We start from the raw sequence: 23,306 nt of genomic DNA, 5'->3' as shown, positions 1-23,306 counted from the left end.
CTGAGTAGCTACGTACGGACGGGATAAGCGCTGAAAGCATCTAAGCGTGAAGCCCCCCTCAAGATGAGATTTCCCAATTAGTAAGACCCCTTGAAGACGACGAGGTAGATAGGTTGGAGGTGGAAGTGCAGCAATGCATGGAGCTGACCAATACTAATCGGTCGAGGGCTTATCCAAGAAATAAAACGCAGATTCGTTTCGGATTCAGTTTTCAGGCGATCAAGCCTGGTACACCTTAAGCTGCATGTCCTTTGTGAGGACTGATCTTTTCTTGCAGCGATTTCGAGAAGCGGAAGCTTCGAAAAATCATGTTTGGTGGCGATAGCGGAGGGGTTCCACGCGTACCCATCCCGAACACGACCGTTAAGCCCTCCAGCGCCGATGGTACTTGGACCGAAGGGTCCTGGGAGAGTAGGACGCCGCCAAGCACTGAAAGCCATTGTTGAGTAATCAACAGTGGCTTTTTTTGTTATGAAATAAAAAAAGCACCTGTGAAAAAATTTGAGTTTTTATACAGCGAAAAGGAATAATTATTAGAAAGTTCAGAAATTCCCATGAGACTCTCAGGGGAACTTAAGCTATAATGAAGGCTAAAAGAGAAAAAGGGGCATGGGTGAATGAATCAATTTAAAGGTGAGAAGGATCTGCTCTCGGAGAAGAAAGAACGTTTTTCTTCAAGTGGCTTTATTCTGGCAGCCATCGGCAGTTCTGTGGGTCTGGGAAATATGTGGAAGTTCCCTTATATTACGGGTGAAAATGGTGGTGCGGCTTTCTTTCTTCTATTCATTGTCTGCCTGGTACTGATTGGCTTGCCGGTATTGCTGGCCGAATTGGCTATCGGGCGCAGTGGACGCGGAAGTGCAGCGACTTCGTTCATACGTGCCGGGGGTGGAAAAGGCTGGAAGGCAGCAGGGATTCTGCAAGTCGTGGCGCCTTTTCTAATCCTTTCTTTCTATATTATTGTTGCAGGCTGGACGCTGCATTACGCGATGATATCCTTCAATGGACAACTGTTCAGCACTACGGATTACGCCGGTGCATTTGGCTCCTTTATCTCAGGGTACACGCCGATTGTCTGGCAGGGTGTAGCCATGCTCATAACGGCTGGTGTAGTTATCCTTGGGGTATCGGGGGGGATAGAGAAGTTTAACAAAGTATTAATTCCCGGCCTGGTCGTTCTTCTGATTGTGCTGATGATTCGGGCGGTAACCTTGCCAGGCGCAAACGAGGGAGTCTCATTTTTCCTCAAACCGGACTTCTCGGTGCTGACGGCGGAATCCGCTCTGGTCGCTTTGGGACATGCCTTCTTCTCTTTATCGCTTGGGATGGGGATTCTTCTAACGTACGGTTCTTATGTGGATAAAAAACAGTCACTGGGCACCGCTGCGCTTGCGATAGGTGCTGGAGACTTGCTGTATGCGTTCATTGCCGGATTAATTATTTTCCCGACGACGTTCTCGTTTGGTATTGCCCCGGATCAAGGGCCTTCACTGATTTTCATAGCTCTGCCTGCAGCATTCTCTGCTATGCCTTTCGGTGCGTTCTTCGGGGGTCTGTTCTTCATTCTGCTGGCAATTGCCGCGTTGACCTCGGCTGTATCTCTGCTTGAAGTACCTGTATCCTTCGCGATGGAGCGCTGGAACTGGAGCCGTCAACGTTCGGTATGGATTCTGTCGCTGATCTGTTTCCTGCTTGGTATTCCTTCAGCGATGTCGCTGGGGATGTTCCCTGAGCTTACGTTTGGTGGAAAGGCCCTGTTTGATTGGATGGATTTCATCACTTCTAACATTATGCTGCCGCTTGGCGGTTTGCTGATCACCATTTTTGCCGGATATTTCTGGAAGGGAGCAGCTGAAGCTGCTGGACTACAGGCGCGTTGGTTCCGCATCTGGCTATTTATGCTCCGGTATGTTGCCCCGGTTCTGGTGTTTCTGGTGCTGCTCCATACCTCGGGAATCATTAGCTTCTAATTTAACAATCTGCAGCATGGATAATAGGCTCTACGACCATTGTGGTTGTAGAGCTTTTTATTTGGTTTAATGATCAGCCAAGGGAAGTGAATCAGGTTCCTCTTCGCATTCGATCATCCCGTTAAGTCTTAGGTAGTGGATAGGATTGGTAATTAGTAGTTAACATTTTGCACCTTTCGGTTAATAAAGGATATGGCTTTGGACAACCTATTCTATAACCCGGAAGAAACGAGGCGATTAGCATGACTGATTTGAACAAGAATCATCAGGAAGCTGTTGAGACGGTTAGAGCGCTGATCAAAGGCATCGATACTGCGATGTTCACGACGATATCTGCCGAAGGACTGGTGTCCCGCCCAATGATGACACAGGAAGTCGAATTCGACGGAGATTTATGGTTCCTAACCAAAAAAGATACTAGCAAGTTCGAGGAAATCTTTCATGATCCCAGGGTTAACGTCGTGTATGCCGACAAATCCTACGTCTCTATTCGAGGAACGGCGAGAATCGTTGAGGATCTGGATAAGAAAAAAGAATTTTGGAATGCAGCGTATGGTGCTTTTCTAAAGACCAGCTATGATGATCCTGAGGTAATTCTGATCCAGGTTCAGGCTGAAGCGGCTGAATATTGGAAGAGCGGTAATCTGGCCGAGAAGGCGACTTACTTGTTTAAACGAATAACGAATCAGGATACGGCGGGGTCGAATCTCAACCAGACGGTCGAATTATAGAAGGCTTGTTAATCTAATGATCTCCACAAAACACAACCGGTCTGCCAGAGCAGTTAAGCTGCCCGGCAGACCGGTGTTTCTTTATTACATAATCTATTGTACCAGTCGGCTATGCATCAATCAGGTACATATTAATTCAGTGAATACCGGATAAGTAGAATTCCAGCCATTTCGTTTTTCATATTTCTTAGGCTTTTTCAGCAATAGTCTTGTTCAGCTGGACATCGGGTTCTTGCCCGGATTCCTGTCCCACACGTTTGATGAAGAAGGCGAGCAGTAAGCCGATGATCCCAATGCCCACAATCACCAGATATGCATCATTGATGCCTTGGATGGAGGCTTGTGTAATCATTTGCTCCTTCGTAGAGCCTTTACCGCCGGCGGCCATAATATCCATCATGTGTGTTGTGGTACGGCTGGTCATCACGGTGACAAGCAGTGAAGTTCCGACAGCACCGGACACTTGTCTGACAGTATTGGAGATCGCGGTGCCGTGCGCGTTGAGATTGGATGGCAATTGATTTAACCCTAATGTCTGGATTGGCATGAGCAGCAATGCCATCCCGATCCGTCGTCCGGTGGACATGAACACCAGATACATGTAGCTGGTGGAATCTGTCAGATTCACAAAGCTTAAGGTCGTCAAAATGGTAATCAGCAGTCCGATGACGGCAAGCCATTTGGCCCCGAACCGGTCGAACAGCTTGCCGGTGACCGGCATTAGCAGTCCCATAATAAGGGCACCGGGAAGCAGCAGCAAGCCGGACTCCATAGCTGTATAGCCGCGTGCATTCTGCAGATACAGAGGTAGCAGCATCATATCCGCATACATGATGATGGTTACCGCGATACTGATAACCGTAGTCAAGGAGAACATGTTGTATTTGAAGGCCCGCAGATCAAGCAGCGGGGTAGACGACGCCAGCTGGCGCCAGGTGAACAGGCCTAGAGACAGGACGCCTGCAGCTAGGGACAGCAGGACTTCGGCGCTTGACCATCCGGCGCTGGCTGCCCGGCTGAAGCCGTACAGCAGTGTACCGAAGCCGATCGTGGAGAGGATGACACTGGTCATATCGATTTTGGGATACGAGCGTGTCGAAACATTCTTCAAATAAATGAACCCGCAGATGATAACAATGGCTGTGAGCGGCAGCATTCCGTAGAACATAGTCTCCCAAGAGTAATGTTCCAGGATATATCCTGCCAGAGTAGGGCCTATCGCAGGGGCAAAAATAATTGCTAACCCGACCATACCCATGGCCGCTCCACGTTTTTCACGCGGAAAGAGGGCTAAAATGACATTGGTGAGCAGCGGCATTATAATTCCAGCGCCGGCAGCTTGAATCATACGCCCGGTCAGCAGAACCGGGAAGCTCGTCGCGAGGGCAGATACGACCGTTCCGGCTAAGAATATAAACATTGAGGCCTGGAAAAGCTCACGTGTTGTAAACCGCTGCATCAAATAAGCTGTAATGGGGATCAGAACACCGTTAACGAGCATATAGCCGGTCGTTAGCCACTGGGCTGTTGCAGCTGTGATATTGAAATCATGCATTAATTCGGGCACGGCCACACTCATTACTGTTTGATTCAGTGTCGCAAGAAAGGCGCCCAATATCATAATGAACAAGATGGGGCCTTTTTTGACGGAACTGCTTGTTGCTACTGTCTCTCTACTCACTCTTACTCCATCCTTTCAAATCGTCAATCATGGACTAAATTTACAATGTGTTGTATAGTTTACAATGCATAAAGTTGATTATAGATGAAAATAAGATGTAAGCAAGCAACGATTTCTGAAAAAATGTCGATTAGTTTACGGTTAATTTAAAATTGTAAATTTTCCCTCTGAAAAACTACACATCAGGTGAAATTGTAGTGTACTTGTGAAAAAAGGAGCGAGCAGAATGGATAATACAACACCTCGTATAGATCCGCGGGTATTGCGTACCCGCCAATTACTTAGAAATGCTGTTATTGAGTTGCTGGAAGAAATGGATATCGAGAAAATATCGGTAAACCGCATTGCAGAACGGGCCCAGATCAATCGGGTTACTTTTTATCTTCATTACAGGGATATCCCGGATATGCTCGAAAAAATGGCGGATGAAATGGTGGAGGATATTCAAAAGGTATTGGATAACAATTCGAAGTTGGAAGAAAATGAGGAATGGCCATTGCTGGAGAACCTTCTCAAACATATTGAGGCGAATGCCAGATTTTATAAAATTATTTTTACAACACGTCAAGTTACGGTCTTTACAGACCGGTTGTTCAAGCTACAATCAGAACTGATCATGAATAGGCTGGAGGGAAAACAGAGCATCTCCGGCCATGCAGAATCAAGTGTACAAAGAGAAATTGCCATTTGGTATGGATCTGCAGCTGTGATCGGTACCATTGTGGCCTGGCTTCGTAAAGACATGCCATATACGCCGCAATATCTTGCAAAACAAATTACTATGCTCCGGTCTGGTCTCAATAATCAACTCTAAAATCAGATCCGCAGCGCCCGATTCCCTTTATATATGGGGCGCTGTCGGATACACACAATTATTGCACACTCAGATTATCCCAGTTGACCTGAAACTCCTTGAGCATGCCTTTTTTAGTCAGTTTGCCGCCAAGATAACCCTGGATACTGCTGGATAATTCCTGCGGCATTCCGTTTGGCAGGCGCGACCAGTTCCAGGTCAGGGCCTGATCTTTATCGGTATATTCCAGAACCTCTGCACCCAGAGCTCCCAGATCCTCTTCGGTGCCCTGAATACTATCGAGTGCCGGAATGAATTGGAACTCCTTAGTGATATATCTTTTGCCAGTCTCCGAGGCCACGAGCCAATTCAGGAAGATCTTGGCTTCCTTTTTGACAGGGGAGAACTTGTTAACCACCCAATTGCTGGGCACCCCGACATATAGCTTGTCATTGTCCTCCGCTGAATCATCAATTGGCATCGGAAGTATGCCGAGATGGAGATCCGGATTAATCCCGTCAATCTGGCCCTGGGTCCAGTTGCCCTGCTGCATCATTGCCGCTTCCCCGCTCGCCACCATGGTCACCTGGGTATTATAGTCGGTCGAGAGCGGGTTCTTGTTGCCGTACTCCACTGTTAAATCTAGCAGGTTGATCCACTTGGAGAAAACCGGGTCCCCGGCGAAGGTCTTGGAGCCGTTTGTCAGGCCGGCGATGAAGCTTACAGGATCGGCCTGCTGGGCGAAGGCCACGTTCACATTGTGATTGCCAAGCACGAACCATTCCTGATACCCGTTGGCAAAAGGTGTGATACCAGCAGCCTTCAGCTTCTCTGCCGCCTCCCGCAGAGCGGTCAGGGTTAGCGGCTTTCCAGTAATTCCAGCTTGTTTGAATAGATCCTTGTTATATATGAAGCCGTATCCTTCCAGATTCATCGGCATCCCATATATCTTGCCATTCACAGTCATTTGTTCAGCAGCCAGAGGTTTCACATCCTTGGCCCAGGCTTCTCCGCTCAGGTCCTCCAAATATTCCAGCCACATATCCCGTTCATTGTTGCCGCCAATGGTGAAGATATCCGGCTCATCCCCGGAAGAGAACTTGGCGCGCAGGGAGGCACCATAGTCGCTGCCGCCACCCACGCTCTGGATCTCCAGCCGGATATCCGGATGCTCCTTCTCGAATTCGGTCTTCAGTGAAGCCAGCGCTTCAGATATTTCTACCTTGAACTGGTAGATATGCACAGTTTTGATTCCACCCGCATTGTCGCTGCCGCGTCCGCAGCCGGCCGTCAGTCCAACCAGCAGCACCGAGCATGCGAGGAGAAGTCCGCGTGTGTTGATCATATTGATTCATCCTCTCTGCCTGAAAAGTCGCGTGAATCCTCAGCCTTTGACGGAACCCTGGGCAATTCCTTCAATAATATATTTCTGCATCAGCAGGAAAAAGATAACTACAGGTGTAATCCCAAGCACAAGACCCGGCAGCGCCAAATCCCACTGCTTCGTATATTGTCCGAAGAAGCTGTAGGTAGCGATAGGGATGGTGCGGAGCACTGGGTCCTGCAGAATGAGCGAAGGCATCAGGTAATCGTTCCAGATCCATAAGGTGTTCAGAATGATGACGGTAACGATGATCGGCTGCATCAGCGGCAGGACAATCCGGAAAAAAGTGCTGTAAGGGTTGCTTCCGTCCACCCGTGACGCTTCTTCAATGTCGATAGGTACAGATTTCACAAAGCCATGGAAAAGGAAAACAGTCATGGGAGCGCCGAATCCCAGATAGGCCAGAATCAGACCCGCCGTCGAATCCATTACGCCCAGACTGCTTACGATCTGGACCAACGGTATCATAATCGCCTGAAATGGAATCACCATGGCTGCTACGAGAGCCGCATAAAGAATACGGTTATATCTGCTGTTATTGCGGACCATTTTGTAGGCACACATGGAGCATAGGAACGCCAGCAGTATATTGCTGATTACTGTGACCACAAAAGAGTTCAGGAAGGCACGCGGGAAATCGGTGGCTTTCCAGGCTCCGGTGTAATTGCTCCATTGGAATACGGAAGGAAACGCAGCTGAATCCGACAGAATTTCACTGTAGCTTTTCACCGAGTTCGCCAGCAGAAAATAAAACGGAACCAGAAATACAAGCGCCAGCACAATCATAAGCAACTCGGCAAGCAGCAGGGAGGCACTGAATTTCTTAGCAGTAGTCTCCATCACAGCTCCACCTCTCTTTTCTTGGTTGCTCTGACCTGAAGCAGCGAGATCACAGCCACAATGACGAAGAAAACCATCGCTTTGGCCGAGCCCATGCCGAACCGGCTGATGGTATAAGCCTCATTGTAAATATTGAGCGCCACTGATTCGGTAGCTTTGAAGGGGCCGCCTTTGGTCAGGGACAGGTTCAGATCAAACAGCTTGAAGGACCAGGAGATCGACAGGAACAGGCAAACGGTTACAGCCGGCATCACCAGCGGAATCGTAACATGGCGCAAGGCTTGCATCCGCCCGGCACCGTCTACTTTGGAGGCTTCCATCAGGCTCTGTGGAACGTTGTTGATCGCCGAAATATAGATGACCATGAGATAGCCTGCATTTTGCCAGACAAAGACAATCACTATGGCCCAAAAGGCTGTTGCTTCCGTGCCAAGCCACGGCAGAGTAAAGAAGGACCAGCCGGTGGCTTGTCCCAAGGACGCGAACCCTCTGACGAATATGAACTGCCAGATGAATCCGAGCAGCAAGCCGCCGATTACATGAGGGACAAAAAATACCGTTCGCAGTACATTGCGGGTGAGCAGCTTGCGGGTCAGTATATAAGCGAGTGTAAAACCGAGCAGATTCGTCAGCACCAGGCCGAACAAGGTGAACTTGGCTGTGAACCAGAATGAATGCAAAAAGGAAGGATCTTTGGTGAATATATGTAGATAGTTTCTTAGCCCGGTCCATTCGACATGCCGCGAAATTCCGTTCCAGCTCGTAAATGAATAGTATAGTCCCAAAAAGAACGGAATCAGCACAATGACAAAGAAAAAGAGTGAAGTTGGCCCGACAAAAATAAACTGCTGCATCAGACGTGATCTTCTTTTAAGCTCCATCGCTTCTCACCTCTCTGTGGAATGTAACATTTCAATAAATAACCGAACCCCAATGAACCGAAACAAAAAGACTAGAATTTTCCATCTATAAAAACAGACGAAGGTCCCCACTACCTCAGCTTGACAGCCTTTTCATAATGCGGGTATGGTAGATGGGTCACAAAACAAGGAGGTATGAAGCATGTCAGGATGGCTTGGCAATCATTTCATTACGCAAATTGGGATTTTGGTGAATGATGTAGAGAAGGTCAGCGGGGCGTATGCGGACTTTTTTGGACTGGAAAAGCCAGAAATTATCATTACGGATACAGCTGATATAGCCCAGACCCGTTACTACGGCGGGGAGACCGAAGCACGGGCGAAGTTGGCTTTTTTTGATATGGGATCCCTGCAGCTGGAGCTGATTGAGCCGGATCATCAACCGAGCACCTGGCGGGATTATCTGAATGAGCATGGCGAAGGTCCACATCACATTGCTTTTGTGATCGAAGGGATGAAGGAGAAGATCATGCTGCTGGAAGGCAAAGGATTCCCGCTTCAGCAGAAGGGTGAATATACCGGGGGACGTTATGCTTATATGGATACGTTCAAGGAGCTGAAGGTGCTTGTGGAACTGCTGGAGAACGACGGCAGCTAATCATTCTATAAATACGTGTTCGGCCTAAAGCTTAGATGAAGGAGGAATCTGTTATGAATATACTAATTACCGGTGCAGGCCGGGGACTGGGTATTGAACTGGCTGCCGAAGCGCTTGAGCGGGGGCACAGTGTCATCGCATGTGTCCGCCATCCTGCTCAGAAACAGGACGCATTATCTCAACTCGCAGCGGATCATGGAGACAGGCTGACTATAGCTGAACTTGATGTGACGGATGAAGAAGGGATTGCCTCCTTGGCAAGCCGTCTGAATAGTCAAGGAAGGAAGCTCGGTGCGTTAATTAACAATGCAGCGGTTCTGACCGCACGCAATACTCCCATTGAAGAGCTAGATATGCAGGCTATGCAGACAACGATGGATATTAATCTGTACGGACCGATGCGGGTGGTGAAACACTTTCTGCCGCTTCTCACGGAGCCCGGACCTTCCATTATCAATATTTCATCCGAAGCAGGCAGCCTCACTCATGCCTATCCTGGCGATTATCCATATGCTATTTCCAAAACAGCACTCAATATGTTCACCCAGCAGCTAAATGTCTATGGGCAGGAACGTGGCATCCATGTGCTCAGCGTTCACCCCGGCTGGATGCATACGGATATGGGTGGAGAAGAGGCGCCGACGAATCCGCGCCGCAGCGCTGAAGGGATTATCCGCCTGATCGAGCAGCGCGTTACGCCGGAAGGCCGCTTCATGTTCGTAGATTATACTGGCAAGGATATGGATATATAGGTGTGTTGCTAACTATAAGAAGAACCCTAACAAGAGATAGATGCTTGTAGGGTTCTCTTTTTTTCGGTCTCGCCGCTTAATGAAATTGAAAAAGGGTGGGGAGCCTATACACAGTGAGCACTTCACAATCCTATAGAGGTGAGGACTGAATTCATTTGGACAAAGCTTCCGGCAATGCTAAAGACGACAAAAAACTAAAATGGTGGCAGCTGAGCCTGCTGGGCGTAGCGGGTACCATAGGTACCGGTTACTTCCTGGGTTCCGGTCTGGCGATCTCCATTGGAGGACCAGCGGTTTTACTGGCCTACATTCTTGCTGCTGCCGGAACCTATGTAGTGTTCGATGCCTTATCCCGAATGACGGCAGATCATCCTGAGCAGGGGTCTTTCCGTTCTTATGCCAAAAAGGCTTTTGGAAGCTGGGCTGGCTTTGCCAGCGGCTGGGTGTACTGGTTCTCGGAGCTTTTGATCATGGGAAGCCAGCTTACGGCATTATCCATTTTTGCCCGGTTCTGGTTCCCGGGAGTGCCTATGTGGATCTTTGCGGCAGGATTTGGCTTGACGGGCCTGCTGATTGTCTTCTTCGGGAACAAGGGCTTTGACCGTGTTGAAAATGTGCTGGCTGTGATCAAGGTGGCTGCCATCCTAATGTTCATGGTACTGGCAGCGGCTTTGCTGGCAGGATGGATCGGGGGCGGTAAATACACGCCCAAACTTCCGGTTACGGTTCATGCATTGTTTCCAGCCGGAGGCATCGGACTGTGGTCTGCTTTTATATTTGCGTTCTATGCTTACGGCGGTATCGAGGTGCTGGGAATCATGTCCTACCGGCTGAACAAGCCCGAAGAAGCGCCGAAAGCAGGAAAAGTGATGCTGGTGCTGTTGACTGCAGTATATGTTATATCTATTGGCCTGGCCGTGACCATGGTGCCGTTAAGTGCGTTTAATCCAAAAGAAAGTCCATTTGTGCTTGCCTTGGCCAGTGATCACCTGGCCTTTGTGCCGCATCTGTTCAATGGTGTGCTGATTATCGCTGGATTCTCGACGATGACGGCTTCGCTCTATGCGGTGACATCGATGATGCTGACTCTGGCGCAGGAAGGGGATGCACCGAAGCTTTTCTCGCGGAAATTAAAGGATAAGTACCCCTTGTTCGCCATGTGTCTGATCTCTGTCGGGTTAATTGCAGCGATAGTGATGTCTCTGCTGCTGCCTGGGAAGGTGTATGAATATATCACTACAGCTGCAGGTTTGATGCTTTTATACAACTGGGCTTTTATTCTGCTGTCATCCGGAAAGCTGCTGAAGGCAGCGAAATTAAGCGGACTTAAGCGGTGGACAGGCCTGGTGTTAATTGGCGCGGCTGTTGCCGGTACTCTCTTCCATGAGATCAGCCGGCCGGGATTTTATATTAGTCTGCTGCTGGTGGCTTTAATTGCGGCAACCGACCTCATTGTGCACAAGGTGCGCAAGAAGAGACAGGCCGGTTCTGCGGAACAAGGCCCGGTAGGTGAACAGGCTGCTAGGCATCATGGGCTGGCAGGCGGGCCCGAATTCAGGATCAAAGGAATCCGCATGCGCAAAAGCAAGCTCTAGTTAATGAAAAAACAGCAATTGTACAGCTTGTACGCCAAAATAAAAGCCAAAGCCGACCAGCGAGAGTCCCGATAGCACCGAGATGGACTTAAGCACCCGGGTAGTCAGCAATTTGCGGAAGACGCTGGAGGCGGCCGCCATGGATACGTCCCACAGCAGAATTCCCAGTACAATAGCACTGCTGTACATCAGCAGCTGCTGCATCGGATACTCGCTTGCGGCTTTTGCCAGAATGGAGCCGTAAATCCCCAGCCAGAACAGGATGGAGAGCGGATTGAATAATGACATCAGGAATCCGGCCAGAAAGGATTTGGAAAGGGAAGCCTCGCTGCTTCTCATTTCATTGGCCTCGATGATACCTGCATTTTTGATACTCTCCACCCCTGTGTATACCAGCACAAAAAAACCAAACAACCACAAAAACGCTTTGACAAAAGGGGCATCCAGCAGATGTATAACTCCAAAATACACCAGAAGCATGTAGATGATATCTGCACTTATGGCTCCAAGCCCGACAAACCAGGCATGCATAAAGCCTCCACGGATCCCCTTGTCCAATTGCGCAGCATTGATCGGTCCAATCGGAGCTGAAAGCGACAGCCCCAAAAAGATATAACCTATGAATACATTAATAGTGCCCGCCCCCTTTTTACTATTCTGTAGCTAGCATATTCTGTCAGGAGTGTTTATAGGACAACGAAAACATAGCCTCCGAGTAATCAATTGCTTCTGCATGATACTTACAGATAACTATATGGGGCCATGTGTATTAAATCCTTCGCTGGAAACCACAATAACCAACATGTGAATAATGATAAAGGTGGGTCTACCATGAAGGGACAGAAAGGGGCTCTGGTTGCGCTTGCTTCCATCCCGCTGATCATGACATTAGGCAACTCCATGCTGCTGCCTATCCTGCCGCAAATCTCCAGCAAGCTTGGGATCAGCGCTTTCGAGGTCAGCATGATTATTACGGTGTACGGCCTCATTGCTATCCTGATGATCCCGATTGCGGGGTACTTATCTGACCGGTATGGGCGGAAAAAGGTTATTCTGCCGAGCTTGATCATTGCTGCGCTGGGCGGGGCCGGTTGTGTCGCCGCCGCGTGGTTTTTGGAGGGGACTGTAGCATACTGGGTCATATTGGCCGGGCGCTTCATCCAAGGCATTGGGGCAGCTGGGGCCTTTCCTATTGTTATTCCTTTTGTTGGGGATCTGTTCAAGGATGAGAAAGAGGTCAGCAAAGGTTTGGGTGTCGTGGAGACCTCGAATACGTTCGGTAAAGTGCTTAGTCCCATCCTGGGTGCTTATCTGGGAACTTTGTTATGGTACGCTCCATTTATTGCGATTCCAATACTTTGTCTGATCTCCTTTGCCCTGGTGATTCTGCTTGTAAAGGAGCCGAAAGCTGAAGAGCAGGCGGAGAAAAAAGCAATCAAACAGTTTTTAAGAGAAATCAAGGATATTTTGCGTGAAAAAGGACGTTGGCTATATTCCATTTTTGCCATTGGTGGGATATGTATGTTTGTGACTTTTGGAGTTTTATTCTACTTATCGGAAACCCTGGAGGCCAAATATAACCTACACGGCTCCTCCAAAGGCTTTGTGCTGGCGATTCCACTGGCCTTGTTATGTCTGGCTTCTTACGGCAGCGGCAAGGTTATTGGCCAGAACAAGATGCTGATGAAATGGCTCGGCTTCGGAGGTATGGTGCTGCTGACAGTAGCCATGGTTATAACAGGCTTTAATAATAATATCTATTTCATGGTCGGCTTTCTTAGTCTGAGCGGTATCGGAATCGGCGTAGCATTGCCCTGCATGGACGCGTTGATTACGGAGAGTATCGAACAGGAGAACCGGGGAACCATTACGTCTCTATATAGCAGCATGCGCTTCATCGGTGTGGCTCTGGGCCCGCCTGTTGTTTCTCTTCTAATGACGAGAGGGCACTGGGTACTGTTCGGAACTATGGCAGCTGTCGGGACGGTAGGGGCGCTCCTAACGTTATTCGCCGTAAAACCGAGCGAAGGGAGCAACAAAGAGGACCGTCCCCAGAAGCCGGGAACATTGGGGAGCAAACCACTGTGGCGGCAACGCGCAAGGTAAGCGGTCAGGAAGGAGAGGAGCGGCGAATCGATTGGGAATGTTCTCTATCCGGAAAGCCTATATACTCGGGACTGTATTTCTTGTCAGTATTGCGCTTATTCTCTGGCATCCCTACAAGAGGGTGCAGACTGACTCCGGCCTGGAGCAACTTGCTGCCATGCGGAGCGCAGACGGCCTTAAAGCTTATTTTGGAGCAGGAAAAGGATACAATCTCATTATGATTCAGCTGGAATCCTTCCAGAATTTCCTGCTCAATCAATCTGTACAAGACCAGCCTTTGACTCCTGTTCTGAATGAACTGGCGGATGAAAGCTTATATTTCCCTTATCTGTTTCAGCAAATTGGCCGTGGAAATACATCAGATGCAGAGTTTGCTGCCAATACCTCCATCTACCCGGCAGGGGGGTCCCCCATGTCTTCCAAATACGGCAACCGGAAGCTTCCCAGCATGGCCCGATTGCTGCATATGCGGGGATATATTGCAAACACCTTTCATGTTAATGATGTGAGCTTCTGGGACCGGAATCAGTTGTATCCGGCACTGGGCTTTGACACCTATTATGACCGGCCCTATTACCGCAAAGAGAAGTTTAACCGGTTTGGAGCCTCCGATGAGGAGCTTTACCGGGTGGGTTTCAACAAGCTGCATGCCTTAGCACAGAAGCATCAAAAGTTCTATGCCCAGCTGGTGACCGTCTCCAGCCACTCTCCATATTCCATCCCGGAAGACAGGAAGCGGCTGAAGCTGAATGCGGCTTTAGACGGCAAGACGCTCGGGGATTATTTTACGGCCATCCATTATGCGGACTATGCCCTGGGGACCTTCATCCATAAACTAAAACAAGCGGGTATGTGGAATAACTGCGTATTTGTTGTATACGGGGACCATTTTGGACTCAGTAAGAAAAAGTATAATCCCCAAAAGATTAGCGACACCCTGAACATTCCTTATCACAAAAATATCAGTACTTTTAATGTACCGCTGCTCATTCATCTGCCGGGACAACTTAGTGGGAGAAGGATAGAACAGACTGGAGGTCAGACCGACATTCTCCCGACAATCGCCAATATCATGGGCATTGATCTGCAGGCAGAACGATTTACGGCTTTTGGGCAGGATCTGATCAATACAGGACATAATGTGGTGGGAATGCGTTATTATTTGCCCATAGGCTCGTTTTTTAATGATGAAGTACTGTTTATCCCGGGAAAAGAAGGTTTCAAGGACGGGAAAGCCACCTCCATCAGAACGCTTAAACGTGTCGAGGATATCAGTGCCTATAAGTCAGACTATGACTATATTATGGAACGGATGAAGCAGTCCGACCGCTATGTAAGGCAGTTGCCAGTACGTGCGGGAGTCAAGAAACCGGAAACTTAACGGTTCACAAAACAAGATTGAGGAGTGAAGGCTCATGGATAATCATACACTAATGCAATCGATACGGAAGCTGGCACAACCTTTGGACCATGCAAAAGCTTTTGAAAATCTGATTACCGAGGCCGGCAGTGCCAGCTATGTTCTGCTTGGGGAAGCTTCACATGGAACCTCGGAGTTCTACTGCGTGCGTGCCGAGCTGACCAAACGTCTGATCACGGAAAAAGGCTTTCGATTCATCGCCGTTGAAGGGGACTGGCCATCCTGTTATACGCTTAACCGCTATATCAAAGGGTACACGGATGCGGCAGAGGATGCACAGGCGGCACTGAGCGATTATACCCGCTGGCCTACGTGGATGTGGGCTAACCGGGAGATTATTGAGCTTGCGGAATGGCTGCACAGCTATAATCAGGAGCGGCCGGATTCGGAGAAGGTTGGCTTTTACGGCATTGATATGTATAGTCTTTGGGAATCCATGGATGAGATCCTGAAATACCTCACTTCTAAAGGCAGTCCGGACCTGGAAGCGGCTGTGCATGCTTTTGAATGCTTTGAGCCTTTTGACAGGGAAGGACAGTCATACGGGATATCTGCTTCTTTGTATGGAGAAGGCTGCGAGGAGGAGGTTATTTCGCTGTTAAGCAAACTTCAGGATGAGTGGAAGCAGGCCGGGCCGGCGGAACGCGAGAATGCATTAAGCGCCGAGCTCAATGCGATGACCGTCCAGGGGGCGGAATCCTATTACCGGACGATGATACGGCATGACTCCGACTCGTGGAACATCCGGGACCGCCATATGGTGGCGGCTCTGGGCAAGCTGATGGAGTTCTATGGTGAGGGGGCCAGGGCAGTGGTATGGGAGCATAACACTCATATTGGTGATGCCCGGGCAACAGATATGGCACAGGATCAGATGGTCAATGTAGGACAGATACTGCGTGAGAAATATGGAACCGCAGTATATGCCGTTGGTTTTGGCACATACCAGGGAACGGTTATTGCCGGAAGAGCCTGGGGGGCTCCTGCGGAGGTAATGCAGGTTCCGCCGGCGCTGAAGAACAGCTGGGAAGAGCTATTGCACCGGGATGGAGCGGAAGATAAACTGCTCCTGTTCAGTCAGGGAGCGACTGTACTGGACCAGAAGGTTATCGGACACCGGGCTATTGGTGTGGTCTATCATCCTGAACGGGAGCGGGGGAATTACGTTCCCTCTGTCATATCAAAGCGTTATGATGCTTTTATTTATTTGGACCATACCCATGCGCTGTCTCCGGTTCAGGCTGGGGCTGCATTTACATCTTGATCAGAGACAGCCGGGAGAGATTCAATAAATAAAATACTTGTCTTGAGGGCTAGAAAAAACTGCGGTTAGCAGGTATAGTTAGTTAATAAAATTAACTAACTATACTGAAGAGGATGAATCATGAAAATACAGTCTGTCGGAACGCCAAGATCCATGCGCCAACTCAATGAGCTGCTGATTCTAGACATGATTCTAGCTGGTGGTCCACTCTCCCGGGCAGACCTCAGCCGTCAAACCGGAGTAAGCAAACCCACCGTGTCTTCGGCCATTACGCATCTTATCCAGCGGGGACTGGTCCGGGAAACAGGCAGGGCTGATAATTCTCAAGGGAGAAAAGCAACCCTGCTTGAATTCAATAATCATTGCTTCTACGTGATCGGTGTTGATCTCGGGGCAACCCGGATAAGAATAGCGCTTGCAGACATGGGGGGGCAGATCGTCCAATACACGCAGTTGGCAATGCCTGTGCATAGCCTGACGGATTCAGAGTTCCAAGCCCTATTAGTTCAGGGTATAGAAGGTCTTCTTAAGGAGTCCGCAGTCTCATGGGAACAGATTAAAGCTGCAACGTTCGGCATTCCAGGTGTAGTTGATCCTGCAAGCGGCGTGGTGTCCGGGTTGGTCTCGCCGCTTGCAGGACTGGAAAACACCTTGCAGCTTACCTGTTTGGCACAGCTGTTGCCAGTACCCGTCATCACTGAAAATGATGTGAATCTGGCGGCCTTGGCGGAGCATTCCATCTCCCCTGAGGGAGCTGGCCGATCACTCTTGTACTTCTCGATAGGCGAGGGAACCGGGGGAGGCCTTATTATTCAGGGCGAAATATACCGTGGTATGGGCGGAGGCGCAGGAGAACTGGCCAACATGAGTCTGAGTGCAGGGAAGCTTGAGGATGTACTATCTGCAAAGGGACTTATAAAGCTTGCCTGCAGGTTTGCAGAGGAGCAGAGCTCTTCCGGAGATGGAGCCAATTGCTCTCCCGAAAGATTATTCGAGGAAGCCAGAAGGGGCAATCCTCTGGCTGAGAGCCTTATGGATGAGTATTGCGGGCTACTGGCAGAAGCGTTAACCAATATCTGCGCTGTAATCGCTCCGGAATCAATTATTTTGGGCGGAGGCATCGGCAGCAACGGGGACGTATTGCTTCATAGGCTGGAGGCCCGGTTAACCGGATGGAACCGCAATCCACGGCTAGGGGTCTCCTATTACAGGGAGAAGGATGTCGTTCTCGGAGCCGTCCAAGTTGCGGTGCAGGCTGCATTTGGCCGTATTCGTGAAGAGTCGGCGGCAATGTCTTAGGAGTAGAAATCAGGAGGGATACTTGGATGATGATACACAGTGCTGGAATTGATGTTGGCGGAACCAAGACGTTGCTCTGCCTGGTAGACGAACAAGGAAATATTCTTGCACAGCATAAGCTGGCGACACAATTGACGGGTGACCCGCAGTTGTTCTTCAACTGGTTATTTGGCGAATTAGAGCAGTTCTGCGTGAAGAACGGGGGCAACCTTTCTTCGCTGAGCGGGATTGGCTTCGGGTTTCCCGGGGTGATGAATGAATTCACGGGGATTCTGACGAGTGCCCCTGCGCTGAATTGGCCAGCCGTGGATATCCGTCCGCTTATTGCTGTCCATTATCCGGGGACAGTCGTGCTGGACAATGATGTGAATATGGCGGCGCTTGGAGAACATTTTGCCGGAGCTGCCCGCGGTTCAGAGCATTTTATGATGATTACGGTAGGAACGGGGATCGGTGGTGCACTGTATCTAAATGGACAGATATATCGTGGTGCGGGATTTGCTGCTGGCGAGATTGGCTATCTGATTCTTGAACCTGGGGAGACTTCTTCCTCTACAGATACGCAGAACAGTGAATTCGGGCCATTTGAAATGGCCGTATCCGGAACAGGTATAGGCCAGAAGGCTGTTGATGAAATGGCTCAGGAGAACAACCCCTCCTTAATCCGGCAACTGGCTGGAAGTGGACCCGTCCGGGCAGAACATGTATTTGCGGCGGCGGCACAGGATGATCCGGCAGCCGTACAAATCCTGAATCAGGCCTATGACCAGATGGCAGTTGCTATTAAGAACATTACGATCACTCTTGATCTGCAGCTGATCATTCTCGGCGGCGGCGTTGTGGAGAAGAATGCGGGATATGTCCAAGAGATTGCAGACCGGGTCAGCCGTTACGCCCCTCATCAACCACTGCTCATCAGGCAGGCGGTTCTTGGCAATCAAGCAGGTGCAATCGGGGCTGCGGCAGCGGTCAGAACGAGGCTGGCAGGTAAATAATAAGTTAAGCATTTAATGATTAGTAGTCCAGTAGACGTCCCTTATCGTTCCATTGACCATACATTTTGTTGTTTTTCGTATTTATTATGAATTTGTCTAATCTGCTATTAAATAATTCAGGCTGCTTCTTATTGCTTTGTACCGTGTCGATTCGAACTCTTTTATAAAGATCCGGGAATGTCATGAAATTCTCATATACTTCCTGCTCCTCTGTTAACCTTTGCTCGATAACCGAATCTATTGTAAAAGAACCGGGGTCCATATCGGGCAATATCTTTCTTCCTTCGTCGCTCATTAACCCCAACTTTTCGAGGCGGCGGACTCGTTCTTTGTTCAATTCTGTCCATGAGCTTTTTTTGCTTCTAGGTGATAGTCTCTGTGCCAGCTCAGTTTCTGAGATTTTCTTCTTGACTCCATCGATCCATCCAAAGCACAAAGCTTCCTCAACGGCGTCCCAATATAATAACTTATCAGGGGTGGGCGTCATACTAACCAGGACCCAGCAAGACCTCTCCGTTGTACAGTGTCTCTGCAGCCAGGTCCTTAAATCTTCTCTCGATTGTACTGGAATTAATTTTTCAATTTCCATAGCTATAACAGATCATCCTTTCTAAATGAATTTCTAATGCCAATATTAGAAAAGAACACAAAAAATGGTCTCTACATACAAGACCATTTTTTGTAAATGTGTTACTGTTTGCTGGAAAGGACTGTATCAAGGAACTTATCAGCATCGCTATTAAACTTCCACACCACCCCAAATTTATCAACCAACATTCCGAAGCAGGAAGACCAGGGCATTGCGGATAACGGCATGATTACATAACCACCTGCAGACAAATTAGAAAAGTAATGATTCAGTGCCTGTTTGTCATCCATCATGATACTGATTAATACATTGTTGCCTGTAACCAACTCGCCCGTTACTTGCTTCATTGATGGCGGAATATCCGACATCATGATTTTGCCCCCGGCAAATTCTAGGGAAGACTCCATAATCATACTTAGCTCATTGTCTGGCAATGGGTAGTTAGGATCTTGGGGAAAATCCTTAAATTGTACCTTCTTTACTTCCTTTGCATTCAAAGCCCCCGAATAAAATTCAATTGCTTGTTCCGCAGTTCCATCAAAGTTTATATATGCAATAGCTGACATCAGGCAATACCTCCTTCTTGTGATAAATGTAGTATAATTTATAAAAGGTGACAGCTACATTGTCACCTTTTATAAATAAAATACTAAAAGGTGAAACTATGGAGAAGGTAGAGAGATTAATATCTATAATCATGATCCTGCTCAAAAAAGAGATCGTTACCGCTAACGAGCTCGCACATATATTTAATGTTTCTAAAAGGACTATACTCCGGGATATGGAGACACTCAGCTTATCCAACATTCCGGTCTATTCCATCCATGGAGTAAATGGCGGCTATCGTATGATGGACGAATACAAGGTGGATAAACGTCTTTTAAGCAATTCTGACTTAGAGAATATATTGACTGCGCTTGGCGGATTGGAACAAATTCTAATTAGCGAAGAAGTGGAAATGACAATTAAAAAAATTGAGGCCATGGTTAGCCCGTTATCTATGAAAGGTTCAATCCAATTGTCATTTTATGATTGGGAGGGGAGGTCTGAGATTCTTCAAACCCTGAAGATATGCCAGGAATCAATATTAAAGAGAAGGTTAGTATCCTTTGATTATATAGATATAAATGGCACCAAGACGAATAGAATTGTCGAGCCGTACCAGCTTCATTTTAGCGAAACGAGTTGGTATTTGAAGGGATTCTGTGTACATCGTCAGAGTTATAGAACGTTTAAATTAGCCAGGATCGATAATCTTAAAATGGATGAAACAACATATATCCCTAGAAATAATGAATTAGAACAAGGTGCAACCGGTTATCAACCGCAGCTAGTCGCAATTAAAGTGTTAATTACGCCTAGCATTAAAGATCAATTCATTGAAAGGTACGGCCGAAAGCGTATTGAAAATTATAGTTCTGAATGTTTCTTAGCCACGATTGATATTCCTCAGAATAGTATTGGGTTTCAATTTCTGGCAAGTTTCGGTACAAATCTAGAAATCATAGAGCCCAAATCATATGTAGATGAATTTCGGGATTATTTACTTGAAATGGTGAATAAATATTTAGCTCCTACATGAAAGTAACGCCCGAGGTATTTAACCATTCCATGCGGTGATAAAAAAGCAGACCGCGGTGACGAAGGATAAGGGTGTCATTACCAGCCTTTCTTTGTTACTTTTGGACAGAAAATTCATAACTGTGTTAAGGGTAAGATAAAAGGCGAAGAAGTAACAGATCCATTGAGCAAAGGGAGCAATGGCTCCAATGGAAATTACATTACCGGCCTGTAGTATGATTAGTATCGCAAATAATTGAATAATTACTGATACTGCACAAGCAATTCTCATTTGCTTCGGCATTATTCGGTGTTTACCGCCCATCGCAAAATCTCCATAAGGCAAACCCAGAGCTAATAAGAAGTACAATATAGCTACTGCCAAAAAAGTCAGACTTCCAATCCATGCTGTTATCATGAAATCACTCCCATATACAATACTTATCATCTGGTGCAAAAGGGATCAGGTAATAAGTATAGCATCTGTTCAGTAAATCCCGCCCCAATATATTCAATCCTTACGCTGCAGCCTGAACCTGTACCGGGAAAATTCGCATAAACAGGAAGCGGGTGAGAGGACCGACTATAAGGATTTGCAGGGGCAGTGCGCAGATGAAATTGTATCCTACCGTTGAAAAGTAATGGGCGAGAAAGTTGCCGCGGAATCCGTAGTGTGCCAGGGTGCCATATAAGGACATGCACAGCACCATTCCGCACACCATGAAGAAGGAAATGGTAAGCACTTTTTTGATCGTGGGATCGGTCGGTTTAATTAGCTTGAATGCGATTCCTTTGGCTATTCTGCTGACTACCACCACATCCATGAATAACCCGACTATCAATGCAGGTACAAACCCGATGGCTACCTCAGTAATAACGCGGCTGGTCCAGCCTGTAGAGAGCACCACATTATAAATGCTCATGAAGAGCACCATGAACGTACACATGATTGCTGTAAAGATAAAAGCCTCTTTTTTATTCGTTCCCATTGCTTTAACTCCCTTGAATTTTAATTTTGTGACTGCGATCATACTATCAGACAATGAAAATATCGTCAACCTGGTTGACAAAAAATATGCTGTAAGTGCTACACTAAAATCACTTGTATATTTGGAGGCACAACGCATGAAGGATTATATACAAAAGCTAAATTTAATAGACTTAATCAGTGAGAAGCATAAAGCATTACGGGAAGAGGTAAACGGACGGAGCAGCTATCCGCTTAACAAGACTGAGACTCATATTCTGGCTATGCTTGAATTGCATACCCGTCTATCTATTTCGGAAATGAGCCGATTAATCCATATTTCCCGGCAAGGCGCTCAGAAATGCATCAATGGCATGCTTGATGAAGAATATGTCAAGATCGTTCAGGTCGAGGGCAACGTCCGGGACAAGCATATCGCGCTAACCGGAAAAGGCGCTGAGGCTTGCCGGAATATGCTGGAGGTTAAGGTGGATATGGAGCGGGCGATTGCAAATAGATTAGGTAATGAGCAGGTTGAACTGCTGAAGAAGCTTTTGGCGGAGGAATGGCTGTAGCGTATAAACTTCTGAATACCTCTCTTATGTCCAAGATATGCAATGGGGTATTGAATATAAATACTATTGTATCTGACCAACCATTGAGAGAGGCGAGACAGGATGAACAAGCAGGCTTCACCAACCTCCCCAAGACTTCTCCGCTCCAGAACAGCAGTTAAACGGGCAGTCAGTCCCTCGGTCAAGGCCCAGGTTATCCGCTTTGCGGTAATTGGGGACAGTCATGTAGGATATGGAACAGCTCCGCCATATTTAAGAACCTTTTGCCCAAAGCAGTCAGCAGTGTGAAACCGCGGTTTGTGATCTTCGGCGGCGACAATGCGCAAGCGGGAGCGGATCATGGGAATCATGCGGATGAGTATTACAGGGACTTCAAGGACACTGTGACTCATACGCTGGGGAGTATTCCTTACAAAGCATCCATAGGTAACTGGGAGGCCAGCACCCGGCCGTTATTCACCAAATATTTGGGTGCAGTGTCCGGACAAATGAACTTCCCGGGAACACAAGGCAAGGTGAAGTACGTTTGGCTTGATTGCGCATTGGGCCAGTTCAGTCCGGCCAGCCTGGCGCTGCTGAAGCAGCTGGACGATAGAAACTATTATGTGATTGATTTTCATTGGCCATTGAAGATAGCCGGAATTACGGTAGACCCCAGTCATGTCCTGAGCGCGTCAGAAACGAGCAAGTTTTTCATGGCAATCCCTCCAAAGGCAAGAGACCGGATACTCGCCATTTTTACGCATCATGGACATTTATTCTACCGGAAGCTTACCAATATCTACCCGGGGTTTGCCAAAACCAAGTTTTTCGTCTGCGGATGCTCAGGAGGGTATAAATGCAAGCCGAACGGGGACCGGGGATATTACGATGCGTCCTTGACGATTAACGGGAATCGGGTCAGTCTTGAAGCTTTTCGGGTAAAAGTCATGTAGGCTAATGTACCATATAGGCTTTGCAGGCGTTCCTGGAATAGACAGGAGCGTCTTTTTTTCTTCCTAAAGGCAAATACCTTACATCACTGGCATAAATTGTCCAGGTCAGGATCAGAATAGGGCTAAATGCTGGCAGGAGTCACGTCCTTTTAGTGTAGGGAATGCAGTTTACTTTTAACGATAATTGTTTATTTGTCAGGGTTTACTACATATATAGATCCTGAATCCCCATAATCATCAACAGAAAATGGTTTATTGTGCGTATTTGCATTCCTATGTAATACTAAGTGACATCGAAGGCACCACAAACCAGCGGTTGAACATTCGATGAC

General features: G+C 47.9%; 23 protein-coding genes and 2 rRNA genes. 16 read left to right on the top strand and 9 right to left on the bottom strand.

The genetic code is table 11. From position 1 onward, the window contains the following. From AC0MA3_RS09530 to AC0MA3_RS09515, 4 genes are all read left to right on the top strand, one after another. A 23S ribosomal RNA gene (locus tag AC0MA3_RS09530) occupies positions 1–177 on the top strand; the annotation flags it as partial. 134 nt (positions 178–311) lie between these two features. Continuing rightward, positions 312–428 (top strand): 5S ribosomal RNA (rrf, locus tag AC0MA3_RS09525). Positions 429–617: 189 nt separating this feature from the next. Beyond that, the gene (locus AC0MA3_RS09520) at positions 618–1,970 is read left to right on the top strand and encodes a sodium-dependent transporter (RefSeq protein WP_474655987.1); all 1,353 of its coding nucleotides are present in this window, start codon (positions 618–620) and stop codon (positions 1,968–1,970) included. Positions 1,971–2,212: 242 nt separating this feature from the next. Next, positions 2,213–2,701 carry a pyridoxamine 5'-phosphate oxidase family protein gene (locus tag AC0MA3_RS09515; RefSeq protein ID WP_474655986.1) on the top strand — a complete coding sequence of 163 codons (489 nt, stop codon included), beginning with the start codon at positions 2,213–2,215 and terminating at the stop codon, positions 2,699–2,701. Between the two features lie 187 nt (positions 2,702–2,888). On the opposite strand, the gene AC0MA3_RS09510 is transcribed toward AC0MA3_RS09515, so the two are convergent. After that, positions 2,889–4,322, bottom strand: coding sequence for a DHA2 family efflux MFS transporter permease subunit (locus tag AC0MA3_RS09510; protein WP_474655997.1), 1,434 nt, complete (start codon positions 4,320–4,322; stop codon positions 2,889–2,891). 286 nt (positions 4,323–4,608) lie between these two features. Between AC0MA3_RS09510 and AC0MA3_RS09505 the strand changes: the two genes are divergently transcribed. Further along, a complete protein-coding gene (locus tag AC0MA3_RS09505) occupies positions 4,609–5,196 on the top strand; it encodes a TetR/AcrR family transcriptional regulator (RefSeq protein ID WP_379159922.1) in 588 nt (195 codons plus the stop codon). Positions 5,197–5,254: 58 nt separating this feature from the next. On the opposite strand, the gene AC0MA3_RS09500 is transcribed toward AC0MA3_RS09505, so the two are convergent. The 3 genes from AC0MA3_RS09500 to AC0MA3_RS09490 are packed head-to-tail and all read right to left on the bottom strand — an operon-like array spanning position 5,255 to position 8,280. Next, positions 5,255–6,520: an ABC transporter substrate-binding protein gene (locus AC0MA3_RS09500; protein WP_474655985.1), complete on the bottom strand. Its 1,266-nt coding sequence runs from the start codon at positions 6,518–6,520 to the stop codon at positions 5,255–5,257. A 39-nt stretch (positions 6,521–6,559) separates the two neighbouring features. Next, a complete protein-coding gene (locus tag AC0MA3_RS09495; protein WP_379159928.1) occupies positions 6,560–7,399 on the bottom strand; it encodes a carbohydrate ABC transporter permease in 840 nt (279 codons plus the stop codon). After that, entirely contained in the window at positions 7,399–8,280 is an 882-nt protein-coding gene (locus tag AC0MA3_RS09490) for a carbohydrate ABC transporter permease (RefSeq protein WP_474655984.1), read from the bottom strand. The genes AC0MA3_RS09495 and AC0MA3_RS09490 overlap by 1 nt, the downstream gene beginning before the upstream one ends. A 181-nt stretch (positions 8,281–8,461) precedes the next feature. On the opposite strand from AC0MA3_RS09490, the gene AC0MA3_RS09485 reads away from it, so the two are divergent. The 3 genes from AC0MA3_RS09485 (at position 8,462) to AC0MA3_RS09475 (ending at position 11,264) form a co-directional block, all read left to right on the top strand. After that, the gene (locus tag AC0MA3_RS09485) at positions 8,462–8,917 is read left to right on the top strand and encodes a VOC family protein (protein WP_379159934.1); all 456 of its coding nucleotides are present in this window, start codon (positions 8,462–8,464) and stop codon (positions 8,915–8,917) included. 53 nt (positions 8,918–8,970) lie between these two features. Further along, positions 8,971–9,669 carry an SDR family oxidoreductase gene (locus tag AC0MA3_RS09480; protein ID WP_474655983.1) on the top strand — a complete coding sequence of 233 codons (699 nt, stop codon included), beginning with the start codon at positions 8,971–8,973 and terminating at the stop codon, positions 9,667–9,669. 155 nt (positions 9,670–9,824) lie between these two features. Beyond that, the gene (locus AC0MA3_RS09475; RefSeq protein ID WP_474655982.1) at positions 9,825–11,264 is read left to right on the top strand and encodes an amino acid permease; all 1,440 of its coding nucleotides are present in this window, start codon (positions 9,825–9,827) and stop codon (positions 11,262–11,264) included. Here AC0MA3_RS09475 and AC0MA3_RS09470 read toward each other — a convergent pair whose 3' ends face one another. Then, positions 11,265–11,897, bottom strand: coding sequence for a LysE family transporter (locus tag AC0MA3_RS09470; protein ID WP_379160901.1), 633 nt, complete (start codon positions 11,895–11,897; stop codon positions 11,265–11,267). 198 nt (positions 11,898–12,095) lie between these two features. Between AC0MA3_RS09470 and AC0MA3_RS09465 the strand changes: the two genes are divergently transcribed. The 5 genes from AC0MA3_RS09465 to AC0MA3_RS09445 all read left to right on the top strand — a co-directional run bounded on the left by AC0MA3_RS09465 (position 12,096) and on the right by AC0MA3_RS09445 (position 18,348). Further along, complete coding sequence (locus AC0MA3_RS09465; protein WP_474655981.1) at positions 12,096–13,370, top strand: MFS transporter; 1,275 nt, start codon at positions 12,096–12,098, stop codon at positions 13,368–13,370. A gap of 37 nt (positions 13,371–13,407) precedes the next feature. Next, a complete protein-coding gene (locus tag AC0MA3_RS09460; RefSeq protein ID WP_474655996.1) occupies positions 13,408–14,751 on the top strand; it encodes an LTA synthase family protein in 1,344 nt (447 codons plus the stop codon). Positions 14,752–14,785: 34 nt separating this feature from the next. Next, positions 14,786–16,054, top strand: a complete 1,269-nt coding sequence (locus AC0MA3_RS09455; RefSeq protein ID WP_474655980.1) for an erythromycin esterase family protein — start codon at positions 14,786–14,788, stop codon at positions 16,052–16,054. 120 nt (positions 16,055–16,174) lie between these two features. Next, on the top strand, positions 16,175–17,353 hold the full coding sequence (locus AC0MA3_RS09450) for an ROK family transcriptional regulator (RefSeq protein WP_474655979.1): 1,179 nt from the start codon (positions 16,175–16,177) through the stop codon (positions 17,351–17,353). A gap of 26 nt (positions 17,354–17,379) precedes the next feature. Next, entirely contained in the window at positions 17,380–18,348 is a 969-nt protein-coding gene (locus AC0MA3_RS09445) for an ROK family protein (protein ID WP_474655978.1), read from the top strand. A gap of 19 nt (positions 18,349–18,367) precedes the next feature. Here the strand turns inward: AC0MA3_RS09445 and AC0MA3_RS09440 are convergent, their stop codons facing one another. Then, positions 18,368–18,937 (bottom strand): YdeI/OmpD-associated family protein, encoded by a 570-nt coding sequence (locus AC0MA3_RS09440; RefSeq protein WP_474655977.1) that lies wholly within the window; start codon positions 18,935–18,937, stop codon positions 18,368–18,370. Between the two features lie 101 nt (positions 18,938–19,038). Further along, complete coding sequence (locus AC0MA3_RS09435) at positions 19,039–19,503, bottom strand: VOC family protein (protein ID WP_474655976.1); 465 nt, start codon at positions 19,501–19,503, stop codon at positions 19,039–19,041. Between the two features lie 98 nt (positions 19,504–19,601). On the opposite strand from AC0MA3_RS09435, the gene AC0MA3_RS09430 reads away from it, so the two are divergent. Then, complete coding sequence (locus AC0MA3_RS09430) at positions 19,602–20,519, top strand: helix-turn-helix transcriptional regulator (protein ID WP_474655975.1); 918 nt, start codon at positions 19,602–19,604, stop codon at positions 20,517–20,519. Positions 20,520–20,537: 18 nt separating this feature from the next. On the opposite strand, the gene AC0MA3_RS09425 is transcribed toward AC0MA3_RS09430, so the two are convergent. Both AC0MA3_RS09425 and AC0MA3_RS09420 read right to left on the bottom strand, forming a co-directional pair. After that, positions 20,538–20,915: a hypothetical protein gene (locus AC0MA3_RS09425; RefSeq protein ID WP_474655974.1), complete on the bottom strand. Its 378-nt coding sequence runs from the start codon at positions 20,913–20,915 to the stop codon at positions 20,538–20,540. Between the two features lie 100 nt (positions 20,916–21,015). Further along, positions 21,016–21,486: a DUF2798 domain-containing protein gene (locus AC0MA3_RS09420; protein WP_474655973.1), complete on the bottom strand. Its 471-nt coding sequence runs from the start codon at positions 21,484–21,486 to the stop codon at positions 21,016–21,018. A gap of 136 nt (positions 21,487–21,622) precedes the next feature. On the opposite strand from AC0MA3_RS09420, the gene AC0MA3_RS09415 reads away from it, so the two are divergent. Continuing rightward, positions 21,623–22,039, top strand: coding sequence for a MarR family winged helix-turn-helix transcriptional regulator (locus AC0MA3_RS09415; protein WP_474655972.1), 417 nt, complete (start codon positions 21,623–21,625; stop codon positions 22,037–22,039). Positions 22,040–22,323: 284 nt separating this feature from the next. Further along, entirely contained in the window at positions 22,324–22,974 is a 651-nt protein-coding gene (locus AC0MA3_RS09410) for a metallophosphoesterase (RefSeq protein ID WP_474655971.1), read from the top strand. Positions 22,975–23,306: the final 332 nt, after the last annotated feature.

The organism is Paenibacillus sp. LS-5, from assembly GCF_056121505.1.
This window is presented reverse-complemented; position numbering and strand designations above follow the sequence as displayed.

Coding starts and splice junctions, on each gene's coding strand:
- AC0MA3_RS09460 (WP_474655996.1), top strand. CDS start 13,408: ATGTTCTCTATCCGGAAAGCCTATATACTCGGGACTGTATTTCTTGTC.
- AC0MA3_RS09500 (WP_474655985.1), bottom strand. CDS start 6,520: ATGATCAACACACGCGGACTTCTCCTCGCATGCTCGGTGCTGCTGGTT.
- AC0MA3_RS09415 (WP_474655972.1), top strand. CDS start 21,623: ATGAAGGATTATATACAAAAGCTAAATTTAATAGACTTAATCAGTGAG.
- AC0MA3_RS09505 (WP_379159922.1), top strand. CDS start 4,609: ATGGATAATACAACACCTCGTATAGATCCGCGGGTATTGCGTACCCGC.
- AC0MA3_RS09420 (WP_474655973.1), bottom strand. CDS start 21,486: ATGGGAACGAATAAAAAAGAGGCTTTTATCTTTACAGCAATCATGTGT.
- AC0MA3_RS09465 (WP_474655981.1), top strand. CDS start 12,096: ATGAAGGGACAGAAAGGGGCTCTGGTTGCGCTTGCTTCCATCCCGCTG.
- AC0MA3_RS09490 (WP_474655984.1), bottom strand. CDS start 8,280: ATGGAGCTTAAAAGAAGATCACGTCTGATGCAGCAGTTTATTTTTGTC.
- AC0MA3_RS09520 (WP_474655987.1), top strand. CDS start 618: ATGAATCAATTTAAAGGTGAGAAGGATCTGCTCTCGGAGAAGAAAGAA.
- AC0MA3_RS09485 (WP_379159934.1), top strand. CDS start 8,462: ATGTCAGGATGGCTTGGCAATCATTTCATTACGCAAATTGGGATTTTG.
- AC0MA3_RS09510 (WP_474655997.1), bottom strand. CDS start 4,322: ATGATATTGGGCGCCTTTCTTGCGACACTGAATCAAACAGTAATGAGT.
- AC0MA3_RS09455 (WP_474655980.1), top strand. CDS start 14,786: ATGGATAATCATACACTAATGCAATCGATACGGAAGCTGGCACAACCT.
- AC0MA3_RS09435 (WP_474655976.1), bottom strand. CDS start 19,503: ATGTCAGCTATTGCATATATAAACTTTGATGGAACTGCGGAACAAGCA.
- AC0MA3_RS09425 (WP_474655974.1), bottom strand. CDS start 20,915: ATGATAACAGCATGGATTGGAAGTCTGACTTTTTTGGCAGTAGCTATA.
- AC0MA3_RS09480 (WP_474655983.1), top strand. CDS start 8,971: ATGAATATACTAATTACCGGTGCAGGCCGGGGACTGGGTATTGAACTG.
- AC0MA3_RS09430 (WP_474655975.1), top strand. CDS start 19,602: ATGGAGAAGGTAGAGAGATTAATATCTATAATCATGATCCTGCTCAAA.
- AC0MA3_RS09445 (WP_474655978.1), top strand. CDS start 17,380: ATGATGATACACAGTGCTGGAATTGATGTTGGCGGAACCAAGACGTTG.
- AC0MA3_RS09450 (WP_474655979.1), top strand. CDS start 16,175: ATGAAAATACAGTCTGTCGGAACGCCAAGATCCATGCGCCAACTCAAT.
- AC0MA3_RS09515 (WP_474655986.1), top strand. CDS start 2,213: ATGACTGATTTGAACAAGAATCATCAGGAAGCTGTTGAGACGGTTAGA.
- AC0MA3_RS09440 (WP_474655977.1), bottom strand. CDS start 18,937: ATGGAAATTGAAAAATTAATTCCAGTACAATCGAGAGAAGATTTAAGG.
- AC0MA3_RS09495 (WP_379159928.1), bottom strand. CDS start 7,399: ATGGAGACTACTGCTAAGAAATTCAGTGCCTCCCTGCTGCTTGCCGAG.